General features: G+C 49.1%; 16 protein-coding genes. 11 read left to right on the forward strand and 5 right to left on the reverse strand.

Annotated features, from left to right (window positions below; all coding sequences use genetic code 11):
* Positions 1-6 precede the first annotated feature (6 nt).
* Positions 7-1,365: an MFS transporter gene (locus AC6B99_RS17235; RefSeq protein ID WP_056032107.1), complete on the reverse strand. Its 1,359-nt coding sequence runs from the start codon at positions 1,363-1,365 to the stop codon at positions 7-9.
* A gap of 173 nt (positions 1,366-1,538) precedes the next feature.
* Between AC6B99_RS17235 and AC6B99_RS17240 the strand changes: the two genes are divergently transcribed.
* From AC6B99_RS17240 to nikE, 6 genes are all read left to right on the forward strand, one after another.
* Entirely contained in the window at positions 1,539-2,009 is a 471-nt protein-coding gene (locus tag AC6B99_RS17240; RefSeq protein ID WP_056032105.1) for a CcdC family protein, read from the forward strand.
* 179 nt (positions 2,010-2,188) lie between these two features.
* Positions 2,189-3,829, forward strand: a complete 1,641-nt coding sequence (gene nikA, locus AC6B99_RS17245; RefSeq protein ID WP_494863713.1) for a nickel ABC transporter substrate-binding protein — start codon at positions 2,189-2,191, stop codon at positions 3,827-3,829.
* A 39-nt stretch (positions 3,830-3,868) separates the two neighbouring features.
* Positions 3,869-4,813, forward strand: coding sequence for a nickel ABC transporter permease subunit NikB (nikB, locus tag AC6B99_RS17250; RefSeq protein WP_056032094.1), 945 nt, complete (start codon positions 3,869-3,871; stop codon positions 4,811-4,813).
* On the forward strand, positions 4,813-5,643 hold the full coding sequence (gene nikC, locus AC6B99_RS17255) for a nickel ABC transporter permease subunit NikC (RefSeq protein ID WP_442952520.1): 831 nt from the start codon (positions 4,813-4,815) through the stop codon (positions 5,641-5,643). The genes nikB and nikC overlap by 1 nt, the downstream gene beginning before the upstream one ends.
* 15 nt (positions 5,644-5,658) lie before the next feature.
* Positions 5,659-6,492, forward strand: coding sequence for a nickel import ATP-binding protein NikD (nikD, locus tag AC6B99_RS17260; protein WP_056032089.1), 834 nt, complete (start codon positions 5,659-5,661; stop codon positions 6,490-6,492).
* 3 nt (positions 6,493-6,495) lie between these two features.
* Entirely contained in the window at positions 6,496-7,320 is an 825-nt protein-coding gene (gene nikE, locus AC6B99_RS17265) for a nickel import ATP-binding protein NikE (protein ID WP_056032086.1), read from the forward strand.
* Between the two features lie 71 nt (positions 7,321-7,391).
* On the opposite strand, the gene AC6B99_RS17270 is transcribed toward nikE, so the two are convergent.
* Both AC6B99_RS17270 and AC6B99_RS17275 read right to left on the reverse strand, forming a co-directional pair.
* Positions 7,392-8,048, reverse strand: a complete 657-nt coding sequence (locus AC6B99_RS17270; RefSeq protein ID WP_056032083.1) for a phosphatase PAP2 family protein — start codon at positions 8,046-8,048, stop codon at positions 7,392-7,394.
* Positions 8,049-8,935: 887 nt separating this feature from the next.
* Positions 8,936-9,613, reverse strand: coding sequence for a cyclase family protein (locus AC6B99_RS17275; protein ID WP_056032080.1), 678 nt, complete (start codon positions 9,611-9,613; stop codon positions 8,936-8,938).
* A gap of 336 nt (positions 9,614-9,949) precedes the next feature.
* Between AC6B99_RS17275 and AC6B99_RS17280 the strand changes: the two genes are divergently transcribed.
* From AC6B99_RS17280 to AC6B99_RS17295, 4 genes are all read left to right on the forward strand, one after another.
* The gene (locus tag AC6B99_RS17280) at positions 9,950-10,150 is read left to right on the forward strand and encodes a cold-shock protein (protein WP_046231731.1); all 201 of its coding nucleotides are present in this window, start codon (positions 9,950-9,952) and stop codon (positions 10,148-10,150) included.
* 229 nt (positions 10,151-10,379) lie between these two features.
* Positions 10,380-11,546, forward strand: coding sequence for a Gfo/Idh/MocA family protein (locus AC6B99_RS17285; protein ID WP_056032077.1), 1,167 nt, complete (start codon positions 10,380-10,382; stop codon positions 11,544-11,546).
* A gap of 188 nt (positions 11,547-11,734) precedes the next feature.
* Positions 11,735-12,568, forward strand: a complete 834-nt coding sequence (locus tag AC6B99_RS17290; protein WP_056032074.1) for a methyl-accepting chemotaxis protein — start codon at positions 11,735-11,737, stop codon at positions 12,566-12,568.
* Between the two features lie 81 nt (positions 12,569-12,649).
* On the forward strand, positions 12,650-13,603 hold the full coding sequence (locus AC6B99_RS17295; RefSeq protein WP_081418676.1) for an aromatic acid exporter family protein: 954 nt from the start codon (positions 12,650-12,652) through the stop codon (positions 13,601-13,603).
* A 128-nt stretch (positions 13,604-13,731) separates the two neighbouring features.
* Here AC6B99_RS17295 and AC6B99_RS17300 read toward each other — a convergent pair whose 3' ends face one another.
* Positions 13,732-14,343, reverse strand: a complete 612-nt coding sequence (locus tag AC6B99_RS17300; RefSeq protein ID WP_056032071.1) for a hypothetical protein — start codon at positions 14,341-14,343, stop codon at positions 13,732-13,734.
* Positions 14,344-14,656: 313 nt separating this feature from the next.
* Positions 14,657-15,583, reverse strand: coding sequence for a zinc ribbon domain-containing protein (locus tag AC6B99_RS17305; RefSeq protein WP_081418675.1), 927 nt, complete (start codon positions 15,581-15,583; stop codon positions 14,657-14,659).
* Positions 15,584-15,856: 273 nt separating this feature from the next.
* Here AC6B99_RS17305 and AC6B99_RS17310 point away from each other — a divergent pair, with 273 nt between their 5' ends.
* Positions 15,857-17,629 (forward strand): vWA domain-containing protein, encoded by a 1,773-nt coding sequence (locus AC6B99_RS17310; RefSeq protein WP_496663860.1) that lies wholly within the window; start codon positions 15,857-15,859, stop codon positions 17,627-17,629.
* Positions 17,630-18,125: the final 496 nt, after the last annotated feature.

Raw genomic sequence — 18,125 nt, forward strand, 5'->3', positions numbered from 1 at the left:
TCAGCCTTACGGTTCGAGCTGCTGCTGCGTTTTCTGCTTGTTCTGTATGTTCTGCTTGTTCAACAGTGGCCTGACTACATACCAGAAATAAATGGCGCTGATGAGCATAACGATGGCCGTGATGAGAAAAGGGAGCTGGACATTTTTCTGCTCCAGCATCAGCCCTGCAGCATAGGCTGCCGCCGCGCCGCCTATGCTGCGAAACAGAGAGCGCAGCCCCGCAAAGCTGTTGCGGTCCTCGTCCGGCAGCGACGACATCGTGTTGCTGTCGATGAGCGTATTGAGGAAGGCGAACAGCCCGCCCCGCAGCAGCAGCGCGCTAGCGAATAAGCCTACCGAGCTGGTGACAGACAGTACGGCTGCGCATACGATCGTCAGTGCGAACAACAGCATATACGTTTTGACCTCGCCGAGCCGGGATAACACGGAAGGCACCAGCAAAGTGCCGATGAACAAGACGAAATAATTAGCTGCGAGCAGTGATGATACGGCTTCATTTTCCCAATTGAGCTGGTACTTAACGATGACGTTCAGGAAGGGCATGGTCAAAGCGCCAGCAATGCCGGATATGAAAATAAATCCTGCTAGCAGCCAGACCTGCTTCGTTGGCAGTAGACGAGTAAGCGAATGGGCAAATTTGCGCGAAGCGGATGCTTTCCCAACTGCTGCCCGATGCTCGCTGCCAGCTCCAGCTTTCCGATCCTTCGCTGTATCCTGTGGCCCAATCCCCCGCTGCTGTGCTTCCTGCGTTGTCTTCTTCACAGCAGCTTGGCGATCAGAAGGCAGCTTCCATCCGCGAATGATCGCGAGCAGCAGCATGAACATAGACGCCAGCCACAGCTGCGGCTCATAATGGTCTGCTGGCGTGCCGAGCCAGCGGGGCAAATACCCGCCAAGCAGCGTGCCTCCGATGTTGAAAAACATAAACACAGCGAGAAACAGGCTGTAAGCCTGCGTCTCGGCTTCCCGGGAACGATTATATTGAAACAACAGCTGGGTTTCCGTCGCAACAATAAATACGATGCCGCAGGACAGCATGGCCTGAGCGCCATAATATAGAAGCAAGTGGTCGCTCACTGCAAACAGCGCAAAGCTGCCGGACATCATGCAGATGCCGCTCACCATAATTCGCTTTCGTCCCAGACGTCCTGCCAGCATGCTGGCGGGAATGCCGACGGCTCCTCCAATTAAGGTGCTGACCGATGTCAGGTGGCCAATCGCCTCTTCATTCACACCTTTTGATAGAAAATATAAATTAAGCACAAGGCTCGACAGCCCCATGGTCATTCCGAAGCATATTTCGCTAAAAATCAGCCATTTTGCAGCGGGCGCAAGCTGCTTGATGGCCTTGCCGTATCCAAACATGACAATCTCCAATCTGATGTTGAACAGTGCTTTCGTTAACCGACTCTACTGCTTCCCATGTGAAATTTTAATATTCATGAAGTATAACATGAGCGTTTAGGAGCGTATAGAAGTCCAGCTGATGAACGATTATAATTAAAACTATCTATTCCTTCAAAGAAAGCGGTGTGAGCATGAACGGCTCTGTGTACGTATTCATTATTTTAATAGCGGGATTGATTTTATGGAGGAGGACGCGCAGCTTTTATCGTCCGATTCGCGGCAGCGGCATACGTTTGCTGCTTCCCCTTCTTTTCATGCTGCCGGGCTTCATGATTTTCCTCAATCCTCACATCCATGCGCCGCTGCTTGAATGGCTCCTCGCTATTGTGATCGGCTTAGCGCTGTCGATACCGCTCATCTGGACGACTAATTATGAGGTGCGCGAGGATCAGCAAATTTATGCGAAAAAGAATCGAGGCTTCATCGTCGCTTTTCTAGCGATTTTGGGCATTCGCCTGCTGCTGCGAAATTATGTGTCGATGCTCGATCCGGAAACGTTCGCCGCCTTGTTCATGGTGATCGCCTTTTCCTATATCATTCCTTGGCGCGTCATGTCTTATCTGAAGTTCAGAAAGCTTGCTAGAGAACGGCTCGCGGCGTAGCTTTTCCATGCACGCACAAAAACAAGCAGTAAATAACAAGTCAGGCAATTGGACCTTGTATGAGGCCCGATTGCCTTTTTTCACATGATTTAAGGACGAAGCTCATTGACAGCCTATAAGCTTTTCACTATTATTAATGAGAATCATTATTACTGAACCGAAACGGAGACAACGACAACATGATTAGAACGACCAAGAAAACGCTCCTATCTATCGCAGCTACGATTTTCCTCGTATCAACCGTGCTTATGGCATGTACGAAGCAGGAAGCGGCGCCAAGCGCTAGCAGTGGAACTACTGAAAACGCAGCAGTCGTATCGGAAAAGGCCATTACGTTATCTTGGCCGCGTGATATTGGAACGATGAACCCACACACATATAATCCTTCGCAGCTATTTGCCCAATCGATGATTTATGAGCCGTTGGTCAGCTATAAAGCAGGGGGCAAGCTTGAGCCGATGCTGGCTGAATCATGGACGATTTCGGAGGATGGCAAGGAATATACCTTCAAGCTTCGTCAAAATGTGAAGTTTTCCGACGGAACGGCTTTTAATGCCGCGATCGTGAAGAAAAATTTTGATGCGGTTATGAAAAACCCGAGCTTGCACAGCTGGCTTGGCGTTATCAACGTTCTCGACAAGACGGAGGTCGTTGACGAATACACCTTTAAAATGACGCTGAAGCAGGCCTATTATCCGGCTATTCAGGATCTTTCGCTCGTTCGCCCGGTTCGTTTCTTGGGTGAAGCCGGTTTCCCGGATGATGGAGACACTTCTAAAGGAATTAAAGAGCCGATTGGAACAGGCCCGTGGATGCTGGCTGAATACAAGAAGGACGAATATGCCGTATTTACGCGCAATCCGAATTATTGGGGCGAAAGTCCAAAAATCGATAAAATCACCGTCAAAATCATTCCTGACGCGGAAACCCGCGTATTGGCTTTTGAAAAAGGCGAGCTCGATTTGATTTATGGAGAAGGTGTCATCAGCATGGATGCCTTTAATAATTTGAAAGAATCCGGCAAGTATGCAACCCAATTGTCCGAGCCGGTCGGAACAAGAAGTCTTCTGCTGAATACAACGAATGACAAGCTTTCCGATTTGCGGGTGCGTCTGGCTCTTCAGGCTGGCTTTAACAAGCAGGCGATGGTTGAAGGCATTACGCTCGGCCTTGAGGAGAAGGCGGATACGATTTTGTCCAAAAACTTCCCGTATACGAATATCGACGTACAACCTGTCGAATACAATACGGATAAAGCGGCTGCTTACTTGGATGAAGCAGGCTGGAAGCTGCCTTCCGGCAAAGCCGTTCGCGAGAAGGATGGACAGGCATTAGAGCTGGAATTGATTTTCGATAAGACAGATCCGATTCAAAAAGCGATGGCTGAAACGATGCAAGCCGAATGGAGTGCGATCGGCGTGAAGCTGAACATAACGGGGCTTGAGCTCACGACGCAAATTCAGCGCCGGAAAGCGGGCGAATTTGACCTTGATTTCTGGTACAACTATGGCGCGCCGTATGATCCGCATTCCTTCATTAACGTTGTAGCTGAGAAAGGCTGGGGCGTAGCCGAAGCCAACTCCGGCTTGCCAATGAAGCAGGAGCTGGATCAGCAAATCCATGAAGCGCTTGCCTCGACGGATGAAACGAAGCGCCAGCAGCTGTATAGCTCTATCTTGCTGACGCTGCAGGAGCAATCGGCGATTGTGCCAATCTCCTATATTAAGAAAACGGTAGTGCTTCAAAACAAGGTGACGGACTTTGCGTTCCCTGCGAATCGGGACGAAAATCCATTTGAAGGAATAAACATTAGCCAGTAATAAGCAGCCAGTAGCAAGCAGCCAGCAGGGAGGCAATCCATGATTAGCTATATCGGGAGGCGATTGCTCGCAATCGTCCCTATCATTCTTTTTGCCATTCTTATTACGTTCGTACTCATTCAGGTATCGCCTGTCGACCCGGCAGAAGCTTATTTAACGGCTGCCCACATTCATCCGACGGAGGAGCTGCTCGCTGAGAAGAGACATGAATTTGGCTTGGATCAGCCGCTGCTCGTCCAATATGGGCGCACGGTCGTCAAGATGGCGCAGCTTGATTTTGGAAAATCGTATATGACGAATGAACCGGTATGGGAGGACGTCGTATCGAAAATGCCCGCGACGGTGCAGCTCGCCGTCAGCAGCATATTGTTTGCGATGCTCGTCAGCATCCCGCTCGGCTTTTTGTCGGCCATTTATAAGAACAGCCCGATTGATCATTTCAGCAGAGGGCTCTCGTATTTCGGGGCGTCCATTCCGCAGTTTTGGCTCGGTTATTTATTGATGTTCTTTTTCGCCGTCAAGCTGGATTTGCTTCCTGTAGAAGGCAAGGGCTCGTGGGAAAATCTCGTGCTTCCGACGCTGACCCTGTCACTCGCTCTTATAGCTATCTATACCCGGCTGCTGCGTGCGAGTGTGCTGGAGCAGCTGCAGGAGTCGTATGTGCTGTATGCGAAGACGCGAGGAATTAAGCAGCGGATTATTATGGTCAAGCATGTGCTGAAAATCGCGATTTCACCCGTCATTACAGGCCTGGGCATGAACTTTGGCAAATTGCTGACCGGGACGATTATCGTGGAGCAGGTATTTTCGTGGCCGGGGTTCGGCCGATATTTTGTCGATGCGATATTCAATCGGGATATTCCGGTCATTCAGTGTTATGTGTTCCTCGCGGCTTGCTTGTTCATTATCTGCAACTTAATCGTTGATTTGGTACAGCTTTATATGGATCCCCGAATTTCCCTGAAAGGAAGAACCGACCAGTGATTGCGAGACTACGCACCGTCCTGAGGGGCCAGAAAGCGATTGCCATATGCACGGCCATTTTACTCGTTTTTGCTATTGTGACCCTTTTAGCTCCATGGATTTCGCCACATGACCCTATCAAAGTCAATTTGGCGCTTAAGCTGCAGACGCCTTCGGCGGAGCATTGGCTCGGTACCGACCATTTAGGGCGCGACACTTTATCGCGCTTGCTCTATGGCGCCCGTATTTCACTTGGTCTGGCTTTCTTGATTTTTATTGCCTCTCTGGGGATCGGCTTAGTTATTGGAACCATTGCAGGGTATAGAGGGGGCTGGCTGGATGCCTGCCTGATGCGTTTTTGCGAAGCGGTCATGACGATTCCGAATCTCGTGCTCGTTTTGGGCATGGTCGGCATTTTTGGACCGGGGCTGATGCAGGTTGTGCTCGCGTTGATGCTGGTACAATGGGTGTATTACGCCCGCATGTTCCGCGGCATGGTTATCAGCCTGAAAGAACGCCAGTTTATTACCGCCGCTCGAATCAGCGGCTCCTCCGAGTGGAAAATTATTAGACGGCATATTATTCCGAATGTGCTGCCGCCTATTTTGGTCATGGGAACGCTTGAAATGGGCTGGGCGATTATGGATATTTCGGCGCTATCGTTTCTAGGCCTCGGCATTCAGCCGCCGACTCCGGAGTGGGGGGCGATGATTCATGAAGGCAAAGCCTTTATTCGCAGCCATCCGGAATTGATGTTATATCCGGGCTTGATGATTTTGTTCGTGGTCATTACGTTCAACATATTAGGTGAAGCGTTGTCGGAGCGATTTGGGGTAAAACGACGGATGTGAATAGGAATGAGGCCCATGTTGGAAAAATCTCGCAAGGTGCTGCAAGTAAGCGGCCTGCATGTGAAAGTAAAGTCGGAGCAAGGGATGCTTTCCCTGATCGAGGATATTCATTTTGATATTGAGCACGGCCGTGTGCTTGGCCTTGTGGGCGAGAGCGGCAGCGGCAAGTCGGTTACCTGCAATTCCCTGCTGCAGCTTCTGGACCCGAAGCATACGACTGTCGAAGGCAGCATTCAATTGAATGGCCGCGAGCTGAATGGTCTGAAGGCGGAGGACATGCGGCAAATACGGGGCAAAGAAATTTCTTTCATTATGCAAAATCCAATGAATGCTTTTACGCCGGTATATTCGATTGGCGTTCCTTTCATTGAAACGATTCGTACACATACCGCCCTTACGAAAAAACAAGCTGTCGAGTTGGCCGTCACCGCGATGGAGGCGATGAACTTGCCCGATCCCGCCAAGCTGTTGAAATTGTATCCTTTCCAGCTCAGCGGTGGCATGCTGCAAAGGGTCATGATTGCGATATGCATGTGTCTGCGTCCCGCTGTCGTCATTGCCGATGAACCGACTACAGCGCTGGATGTTGTGAACCAATTGCAGGTGCTGAGAGAGCTGGATCGCCTTCGAGTGGAGCATGGCACGTCAATTTTGCTCATTTCCCATGACTTAGGGGTCATCTCTGAATTGGCCGATGAGGTTGCTGTGATGCAGCAGGGACGAATCGTAGAAAAGGCAGATGTGTTTCAATTGTTTGATCATCCGCAGCATCCGTATACGAAAAAGCTGCTGAATGCCAGACCGAAGCTGCCTGACCATCTGAGCGGATATTTTGAAAACAGGGGGTAGCGTATGCTGCTGCAGGTAAAGGAAGTCACCCACACCTATGGTGAGACGAGGCTGCTATGGCGTTCTGCTAAGCGTGCCCCCGTGCTCTCAGGCGTCTCTCTTGCTCTGGAGGAAGGCGAATGCCTCGGTCTGCTTGGGACGAGCGGTGCGGGAAAAAGCACATTAGGCAAAGTGATTCTCGGATTGGAAAAGCCGCAAGCCGGTCAGATTCTTTTTCAAGGGCATGATCTTTACCGGTCGGATGCAGCTACCCGCAGATCATTGCGTCGGGATTTGCAAGTGGTGTTTCAGGACTGTTATTCATCGGTCAACCCGCGTGCGACAGCGCAGCAGATCATTGGCGAGCCATTGGAGAACTATGAGCGGCTGTCCGTACAGGAGCAAAAACGAACGATTGGCGGGCTGCTCGAACGGGTCGGCCTGAAGCCAGATGATATGCAGAAATACCCGAATCAATTTAGCGGAGGACAGCTGCAGCGCATTAATATCGCGAGAGCGATTGCCTTGAAGCCAAAGCTGATTGTACTAGATGAATCGGTCAGCAGCCTCGATATGGTGAATCAAACGCATATTTTGAGTTTGCTAAGCGAGCTGAGGGCGGATTTTGGGCTTTCGTACGTGTTTATTACGCATGATATTAAAGCGGCCTATTCGATATCGGATAAGCTGGCGGTGATGGAGCATGGGCGGGTGATCGAGATGTGCGATGATAAGGATCAAGTTTTCGCATCCACTCACAGGGCCGTGAAACAACTGCTTGCTGCCATGCTCCCCGAGCATCCCCGATATCGCTTCCGATCGTCATTGGATAGCCGTGCAGAGGCTTAATCGTAAGAAAAGAAGACTCCAGCTCCACTTATACAGTGGTTTTGGAGTCTTCTTTGTTTACTTCTGCCCTATCACATCGCCTTGCTGCTGACATATTGCTTCTTGCGCACGTAGAAGCGGTTAACTGCCAGGCGAACGAGCTGATACGTAACCTCGGCGACGAGAATGCCGCCAACGACATCGAGCAGGGAATGCTGCTTAATGAATACGGTAGAGGCTATAATCAGCCACATGAGCACGCTCCAAGAGATCCGGGAAACGTTGCTTAGCTTAAGATCGCGGTTGATCGTAATGAACAGCAAATAACTGGTGAGGCAATGCACGCTTGGGAAGCAATTCAGCGGAGCATCATTGTTATATATAAATTGAACCAGCGTCAACGCCAAATTGCTTGGTTCAATGTCGGGACGCGGTACATACGTAGCGAACATGAGAAAAATCACATTGCAGCCCATAACGGCAATATTGTAGGCAGCTAGAACACGCCAATAGATTTTGCGGTCAACAATTGCAAAGTAGATAAACGCCAAATACATGACAGGCATCCAGCTCATATAAGGAAAGACAAACCAGGAGAGGAAAGGAATTTTCACGTCAATCCAATAATAATTGTAATGGACGGTTTCAATGGCACCTGCATTTCTCCCAATCCATAAGTAAATCAATCCTTGTATATAAATGGTTGAAACGCCCAATACATGCCACCATCGTAACAAAAACGACTTCATCACGGCCTCCTTAAGCAACGTACTTACAATTTTTAAAAATATAAGCTTTTATAAGTATCACACTTATAAGGGGCTCATATTTCACCGCGAAACGTTAGCTTTGCCGCCAGAGGACGGCGAAAGTCGTTCACGCTAATTTCTCTGCCTTAACTATAGACAATCCAGCGTCTTATTTCAAATTGTATGCGATTTCCCTGATTTCTCCTGAAACTCAATCGAGCTTTAGTAGGCAGGCCATTTAGGCCGCTTGAGCTGGGTTGGTACGTTATCGGGAGAATATGGCAGGATGTTTCTGGATGCCTTCCATGAGCCTGTGAGAGAGTGGCTGAGCCCCAATTATCCGGACTGAGGCGGTCTGACCGGATTTTATACAGGGGGCAAAGTCCGCTATACTTAAAGAAACCCAATCGCCTGGGAGAACAAAATGGAGGTTACTCACTTGACTTACAAGAAGATGTTGGGACGCCGAAACGAAATTCTGAAACGACACCTGAACTCATTCATCCTTAAAAATAACCGGGAAGGCTTGAGCGGCCAAGAGCACAACTTTTATCAAAGCATGCTCAAGGAGCTGTATCAAGGCGAATCGCAGCTCAATTCGATGAAAAGCTAAGCTTATTGAAAACAAACGTGTATGCATCAAAAGATATGCAGGCAAGTGGAATATGGTTCCTGAAGACTGCTGGGCAATGCCCAGCGGTCTTTTTTTGTCGTATTTTTAGACATAACAAGAGCGAGTCTGCATATATAAACACGGCCTGGTCATTAAAGCCCAAGCCGTATATGATCGTTAAATGTATTTGTAAAATTAGAGAAAACGAACCATTTGCCCATAAGGGGCCAATAGGTGCTCGGCTATGGTTTTCTTTTTATGAGTTAAACTACGTTTAATAGCGTTTCTCTGCGAAAACTGTAGCAAGGCTGCTGTCGACTCCTTCAATAAACAAAGGCACCGCGTAAACGACGCCCACATTGGACAAATTATGATTTAAGTTCATATCCTCGATCAGCAGGATGAACCTTCCGTCCACCCGGTCTTTTCCAAGCATGGTTTGGTGGAAAGCGATGCCTTCATCCATATGCAGCGGTGAGGCAGAGGAAATGAAATCCATGCCTACGGCTCGCAAGGAATCAAATACCATTAAGTAATTAGCAGCAGAAGCTGAAAAACCCGGATTATGATTGCCGTAGCGAACAGGGTCGGAAGTGCGGATTTTCCCGAACCCTGTACGTATGAGCAGCAAATCTGTGCCAGCGATCTGATGGGCAAAGGGCTCAAGATCTGCTTTAGTAATCAGCTCGTCATCGGTTTTTGGAATATCGAGGACAGTCACATGATGAAACACAAAATTGTCTATAGGAAGCTCGCTCAGCTTTTTGCCTTGTGGATTGAAGTGCCAGGGGCCGTCGATGTGGGTGCCGCTATGATTAATCGTTTTTATCATAAATTGATTAAACAGATCGCCTTTTTGGATGCTGAACTGCTGAACGATCTCAACAGGGGGATTATCCTTATACACAGGAGTATGCACACTTAGCGGGTAGGATAAGAGCAGTCGCTTCATTTTTACTAATCTCCTTTATTTTTATTATGGAAGCAATCAGTCCTCGTTTGACTGGTACAGCATGGAACTATCTTATTGATGAAGCGGCATATTCATGACCAGGAGAGCCGGGAAAAAGCCGAATAAAGCGGCGGTTTCCGCGCTTTATTTTAATCGCTTACATTTGCGCTGGTGTTTTCCAAACAGTTGTGGTATGATAAGGGTAATAAAAATTAGACCTGAATTCACATATGATAGAAGGTTATGGTTTTTGAGGTTATAGCCTGCTACCATATGTGATTTTTTTATTTTTAACGAAATAAAGGGGTCATGTTTTATAAAGAAGGAGGTGCTCTTATGCAAACAGGAACAGTTAAATGGTTTAACGCTGAAAAAGGCTTTGGTTTCATCGAAGTTGAAGGCGGAAACGATGTATTCGTACATTTCAGTGCAATCACTGGCGACGGATTCAAAACTTTGGACGAAGGTCAACAAGTTGAATTCAACGTGGTTCAAGGTAACCGTGGACCGCAAGCCGAGAACGTTGTAAAGCTGTAGGCTTTAAAACGGACTAAATGCCCGCAAGGGATTAAAGACAGCTGTTCGGGATTTTTCCCGGCAGCTGTTTTTTTATGTTGTTGGAATGAATCGGTACAGTTGCCCTGCTGGGTGCACGTTGACGAAAGGCGAGGCGAGCGCTACACTGAAAGGGAATCAGGATTAGGATAGCGAAAGCGCTTACCAGAAATTAAGCTTCTTCCATTAGACTAACGGGTTGGTGAAGAAAGTGGAAAAAATAAAAGTAGGCGTAATTGGAGCCGGTTTTATTGGCCCCGCGCATATTGAGGCCTGCCGAAGGCTTGGCTTTGTAGAGGTAGTAGCGGTTTCCGGCTCGGACCAGAGCTCATCAGAGAAAAAGGCACGGGAGCTGGGTGTGCCGCTCGCTTATGGCGATTACCGGGACATGCTGAGAAATCCCGATATTCAGGCGATTCATAACTGTACGCCGAACCATTTGCATTATCAGATTACGAAGGAAGCGATTGAAGCGGGCAAGCATGTGCTGTCGGAAAAACCGCTGGCCATTTCAAGCGAGGAATCGGTAGAGCTGCTGCGGCTCGCGAAGGAAAAAGGCATCGTCCACGGCATTAATTTCAATTATCGCCAGTTTCCAATCATTCAACAGCTTGCATCGATGGTAAGGGACGGCGATTTAGGCAAAGTCAATTTGGTTCACGGCAGCTACTTGCAGGACTGGCTGCTGTACGAAACGGATTATAACTGGCGGATGTCCTCGGAGATCGGCGGCAGATCCAGAGCGATAGCGGATATAGGCTCGCATTGGTGCGATTTAATTAAATATGTCACAGGGAAAAAGATAGACGCGGTATTCGCCGATTTCTCGACCGTGCATCCGGTACGGAAGAAGGCGAAGCAAGCCTCCGAAACGTACCAGAAGCAGGGAGATAACGCGGAATATGAAGATGTAGCGATTGATACGGAAGACTATGCGACCGTGCTGCTCCGTTTTACCGACGGCACGAAGGGGGCCTTCTCGGTTTCGCAAGTGAGCGCGGGACGCAAAAACCGCCTCAGCTTTGAGCTGAATGGCACGGAGAAATCGACCTTCTGGAATCAGGAGGAGGCAGAAAAGCTGTGGATTGGCTACCGGGACAAGGCGAATGAGGTACTGATGGCTGATCCGGCGCTTTTTGCGGCAGACGCCCGTTCCTCGATTCATCATCCGGGGGGCCATAATGAAGGCTGGCCGGATGCCATCAAGAACATGATGCAGCATTTCTATGCGTATATTCGCGACGGCAAGCATCTAAGCGGCGAAGAGCCGCCTTTCGCAACGTTTTTGGATGGGCATATTTCGATGAGCACGACGGATGCTATTTTGAAAAGCCATGCGACAGAGAAGTGGGTTAAGGTTGAGGTTTTGGAAGTGTAATGAATATAGAGACATAGGCTTCTTCAGTGAAGCGCTATGTCTTTTTTTTATTCGACCTTCCCTTATATCAAATCAGAAGTCCTTCATAAAATAGTACGCTAGAATTATTGTGAATTAACACTCCATAAAATTAACCTTGCTGTCGATATTATAGTATAACGTTTTTAATAAAGGGGAAATGGGAAACTATGACTACCGTTCAAGCTCTGATTGAAGCCATGCCTTACATTCGACAAATGATTCGTGAAAATGTTTCATTATCCATCATTGATGAGAAAACCTTTGTTTATTTTGATTCAGAGGACCCATTCAAGCTTGGATATAAATCCGGTGACCCTTTGCTGGAGATTAATCAGAACTATAAGGATTTGAACAATGGCAACGAGAAGACGGTAGCCCATATTCCGAAGGAAATAACGGGTGTACCGCTGGATTGCTTATTTTTGCCCATAAAAAATGAACAGGGCGAAATGCAGGCTTGCCTGTGCGTCACCTACAAAATGGATAATCAAGAGCTGCTTGCACAGCTCATGGATAAGACGGAGCATTTTAATGGCAAATTGCTCGATGGTGTTCAGCATCTGGCTGCCCATTCGGAGCAGCTGAACTCGACATCCGAGGAAATTTTAATTAATACGAAGGAAGCGGTCGAAAAGTCGCGCGATGTCAATAAAGTCGCAGGCTTTATCCGCGAAATCTCAGAGCAAACCAACTTGCTTGGGCTCAATGCGGCGATTGAAGCAGCGCGTGTAGGCGAAGCGGGAGCAGGCTTTGGCGTAGTGGCATCGGAAATTCGCAAGCTGTCCGTGGATACGAAAGGAGCGACTACGCAAATTGAGCAGTCACTCAAGCTGGTGCAGGAGTCAATCAAGCTGATGGAGACGGAAATTGCCGAAATTACTTCGTCTTCCCAAGAGCAAGCGAAGCTGGTCAGCAATCTCATGGAGATTATTGAGCAGATGAACGCAACGGGTTTGGAAATGCATGGATTTATTAAAAAAGTCATCTCGTATCAGCAATAAACCGATAGCAAAGGGCGATTTTACTACATTTGCGGATGTATGCTATGATTCGAGCATACACTACAACTGGAATGAAATCAGGTGAAAGTCATTAAAATCGGTTTTCGGACGATTAAGACGGCAGTTGGCGTCAGCCTGTCAATCTTAATCGCCCATTATTTGCAGCTGGAAAACTTTACGGCAGCGGGTATTTTGACGCTGCTGTGCATTCAGCGGTCCCGCCGCCAGTCGAATCAGGCGGCCATCAGCCGCTTTCTTGCCTGCATGACGGGCATGCTTTTCTCCATGCTCATGTTTCAATTGCTCGGCTACCATGCGTATGCTTTCTTGGTCGTTCTGCTGCTGTTTATTCCGTTTTGCGTGAAGCTGCGCATTCATGAAGGCATCGCCAGCAGTGCGGTTATTATGATGCATGTATTTGTCCATGGCAAGGTCGAGGTTTCTTTTTTGCTCAATGAGCTGTTCGTCGTCGTGATCGGCCTTGGCGTTGCGCTGCTGGTAAACAGCTACATGCCGAGTATTGATAAGGAAATGACCCGCTACAAGCAGGAGACAGAGCGTTATATTGCCGTCATTCTCAAGGAATATGCCTTGTATTTGAAGAAGGGATATACGCTGTGGGACGGCAATGAGCTGCTGCAGCTGGAAACGGTGCTGCGGAAGGCGAGCCAGATTGCCCAGCTCGATGCGGAAAATTACAGGCCGCTCAAGAAGGGGCCGAGCTATCGTCAATATTTTGAGCAGAAGCGCAAGCAATATGATTTGCTCGAGCGTCTGCTGCCGCTTGTTTCGCAAATTACGTCGCAGCTGGAGCAAGGCGAACGGATTGGCGAATGTATGGAGCTGCTCAGCGCCTACGTTGGCGAGGCTGAGTCTTCGAGAGAAGACCGTTACGATTACTTTTATGAAATGCTGCGCGGTGTTCGCGAATATCATAAGCTGCTGCCTTTGCCGCAGACGAGGGATGAATTTGAAAATCGGGCCAGCCTGTTTGCAGTAGCCAATGAGCTGGAGCGATTCGTCAATACGCTGTAGTTCCTGGGCCAGACCACGCACAAAGCTGGACTATACAAAAATGAAAGCCAAGCTATTCTCTTCCTGCACAATGGGAGAGGGTGGCTTGGCTTTTTTGAAATTTAGGAGTTGGCGGACGGGCGCCCCTTTCAGAAGAAGGAGAAGGGCAGGCGGAAGAGTGCTCTTTTTTTATGCGGCTTGCGCTCCATGCCTCCTGCGGCAGGCTGCACGGATACGAGCGACGATAGCTGCTTATTACGCTCCTGCATGCTCGACAGGGAAGCCGCCAATTGATTGAGCGTCTGGCGGATTTCCTCCAGCTCCTCGCGGTGATGAAGCAGCTGCACGCCAATGACCTCGTCCGCTTTGCGCGCCAGCGTTCCTTCTATGCGCTCCAGGCGCTCTGCCAGCTCTTCCTGCGGATTTTTGAAATCCCAAGCGGATTCGATTTTGATCTTCGTCTCTTCCGGGCTGAAAGCGGGGAAGGGAATGGCGGCACCAGCAGCCCCGGCAGCCATTTGCTGCAGCCCCGTGACACCAACCGTTTGAGCTAGCTCAGGCAAGGTCATCTCATGAAGCAGCTCGCCCGCCTCCAGCTTCGTCTTTACGCTTTGCAGCTTCTCTAAAGCGGGTTCATCGAAAATATAGTGACCGAACATATCCTTGCTAAAGGAGGCAGGGAAAAGGGCAACCCAGCGTCTGATCGTCGTTTCGCTCACAGCTAGCTGTCTGGCAGCATCTTTCGTTTTTAACAGATTCATTAGCGAGCACCTCGTTTCATTCGTCTTTGCTGTAAAGTATTCGTTGTGGATAAGGTACTCCCTGCTAGGGTGACAAAGGTAGTGTCGAATCGCTAAAACTAGTGTGAAACTGCCGAAAAATGCCCCTCTCGCGCGAGCCAGCGCGCCTTCTCCCGTAATTGGGCAAGTCCTATGCCATTAGGGCGTCCAAACGTACGAAGAGAGCTGTTTTTCGACAGCAAAAGCTGGGTTTGCGCTATTCTTTTCACCTAAAAATAGGTAGTATAGAGAAAAGGAAGTTTTTCCAGCTTCAGTCCAGCTGCAACGAGCCGTTCTATTGAAACTGAGTGTCCCATTTGTACTTTTCATTATAAATTTCGAAAACTTCTGTGCCAAGCGCTCCCCAGTTATGCTGCGGGTTATTGCGAATGACATTGTAGAGCCGCAGAAAGCGGTCCTTCGGCAGCTTGCGCGCATAGCGCATAACCAGATGCGGGTATAAAATGACGTAGCGCTTCAAGCGCACGGCTGCTCCGGCAATGCCGACGAGAATTTGCTCGCCGTCCTTCATGCGCAAAATTTGCGCTTCATGAATAAGGGCGTAGCGGAACGCCTTCTCCTTCAGCAAATCCCGTTTCAGCTTGGTTAGCTCGCCCATATACAAGACAAGGTCCGGATTGAAATGGTCGAGCAGCAGCGGCTCCAACATCAGATCCATATCTTTGCGCAGTACGAACGATTGCAGCAGTAAAATTTGCTCTACCTTAATTTGGTCCGTACGGACGAGCGTGCCGATCTCGCGCAGCATTTCATACGCTTGCTGCTTCTCGTCGTTATGGAACACCTCGATCGCCGCTTCGCGGTCGAGCCGCAGCCCATCTACAAGCTTAAACGATTCGCGCTGCAGCAGCTTGCCTAGCTGGTAGCTGCGCCGTTCCGCGCTGGTGTTGCGGCGAAGCATCCATAGAAGGATGAGTGCCGTTACGCCGCCAGCGGCGCAAAGACTCGTCTGCAAAGTCGACTCTGAAAAGAATATTCCAGCGGCAACAAGGGCAAGGATGAGAATAGTTTCCTTTACGAAACCTCTTCGTTGCAGCGACGACGCCTTTTTCTCCAGTTTAATGAGGGAAGATTTTCCGCAGGAGGGGCATATTTTATCGCCGAGTATGGTGAAGCGGCCGCAGCTGCGGCAAATTTTAAGCTTTTCATAAGCTTGTCGTGTTTTAATGTAGGGATTCAGCTGCACGGGTATCTTTTTCATCAAGAGTTCCCCCGATCGCTGTTCTTAAAGATAGCTAAGGCAAGCTGATCAAGCTGCTCTGGCGTAGGTGCTTTTTTACGCTGGTTGTAGTAGTGGATACCCCGGAGCAAGACGAAAAGAAACAATATTCCTAGACATACGTATGTAACCATAAGCGCGAGTCCTCTCTTATGCTTGAAGTGATTTAAGCGATTCTATCAGGTATACTGACAGTATATCATTATTAAGACAACAAGGACCAATATGCTTAATTTGTGGAGAAGGAGCCAAAAGATGATTCAAATATATCGTTACCTCACCATGTTATTTCTTATAACGCTGCTTCCATTAGCCGGGTTTGCTCCCGCTCCTGCACATGCAGCCGCGCAGAGCTCGCAAATCGACGCCGTTCTAGTACTGGATGTCAGCCAGTCGATGAGCACGAGCGATCCGGGCGGCATCGGCAACGAGGCGATGAAGATGTTCATCGACATGCTGTCCGAGAAGGGCGATCAGGTGGGCATCGTATCTTATACCGATCAAATTCAGCGGGAGAAGGCGCTGCTTGAAATTAGCTCGGATGCCGATAAAACGAACCTCAAGCAATTCATTGACCAGCTCAAAAGAGGGGCCTATACCGACATCGCTGTCGGCGTGAAAGAGGCGGTGCAAATTTTGAATGACGGGGCCGACCCCGATCATGAGCCGCTGATCATCGTGCTGGCGGACGGAAACAATGATTTTAATTCGAAGTCGGGCCGTACGCAGGCCGATTCGGATGCAGATATGGATGCTGCGCTCAAGGAAGCGACCAGCAAAGGTTATCCGGTCTATACGATTGGGCTGAATGCCGATGGCAAGCTGAATAAAGCGGCGCTTGAGAGCGTGTCGCAGCAAACAGGCGGCAAGTCGTTTTCAACGAATACGGCGGCTGATTTGCCGCAAATTCTGAGTGAAATTTTCGCCAGCCATTTGCAGCTTAATGTTGTGCCTGTCGATTCTTTTACAGCTGACGGCAACTATCAGGATGTCAAAATCACAGTGCCGAACAGCAACGTGCTCGAAGCGAATATATCCATTATGTCCTCCAAGCAGGTAGAGGCGAGGCTGATTGATCCATCCGGCAACAAAATAGCTATTCCGAGCGATCAGGTGCTGCTCTCGACGTCCAAAACGTACTCCCTCATGAAGCTGTTGAAGCCGGAGGAGGGTGATTGGACGCTTCAAGTGAAGGGCGCGGATCGCGACAAAATTGATATCAATCTTATTTTCAACTATGATCTGGCGCTGGAGATGGATAAGCTGCCAAGCTCGTCATACAGCAAAGGGGACAGCATCCCGATTAACGCTTATCTGGTAAGCGGCGGGAATAAGCTGAGCGATCAGGAGCAATACCGCAACATGAAGGCGGTTCTGTACGTCAATGATTTGGATACGGGTAATACAGAGGAAGTTCAGCTGAACAATGCGGGCGATCATTTTGAAGGCACTTATAAGGTGGCAGACAAACATGATTATGAGCTCAAGGTTCGCGCGGAAGAAGCAAGCTTCTATCGTGAAACAGCTGTCGTAAAAATTAGTGCTAAAGGCAGCGCTTCGGCGGGCACAGGCACTGGGACTGCGGCGGAAAGCGATAAGCCATTCCCGCTCATTCCGGTCATTATTGGAGCGCTTGTGCTGATTGCGCTGCTGGTCGCTGCCTTTTTCATCATGCGTTACCTGAAGCAGGCGCGGCGCGGCTTTGTCGGTCAGATGGTCATCGAGATTCGCGATGAAAATACGGGCGACAAAACGTTCCCGCAGTATAAGAAGCTGAATGCCTTCCGGGGCAAATTCTCGCTGCATCAGCTGCTGCAGCTGGCACCGGAGCTGAAGGAGACGGAGAAGCTCATATTCGTGCCGGGCAACAGCGATCGCCTTGTCCTTCGCAATGGCTCGCCGTGCACGGTGGAGAAATCCGGGCGTGCGGTTGATGCCAGCGGCGGTCTGGAGGTCAAGAGCGGGGAGCGGTTGACGATTCCTTTGCAGCAGATCGATAAGACGATTTTTATCGAATATATTGTTTAGATGGTTTTGGTTTTTGTAAAACGGATGGGTGAAGGGTGGAGCTGCGCGGCGTGAAAGGTTTGGCTTACGATCGCCATTGCCCTTGGAATTGTTGAATAAACCGCTCAGCGGTACAATTCCAAGGGCAGGGGATTATGCTTCCGAAGCTGCTTTCCTACGGAAAGCTTTAAGCGAACGCTCCGCTTCTCCAGCTCAAACCTTTCACTTCACTCCGCTCCCCTTTCACCGCAAGGGTTTTAAAGAACATTAAAACCATGGGGGTTCTAGCGGGGAAGAACACCCCGTGAACCTAAAGATAAAAGATGAAAGATGAAAGATGAGGTGCAAGAACTAGGGAGTATAAGCAATCTGGAGTCGGCCTGCTGAGATTATGGCCGAGATCGAGTCGCTCAGGATGCGTACTCCTTTTTTGAAGGACTGAGATTCCGCTATTTTGGTTTTTAATGCGATTTTAGGGGGCAAGCGGACTGGAAAGCCGTTATCCTACCCATTATTC

Source organism: Paenibacillus liaoningensis (assembly GCF_059609455.1).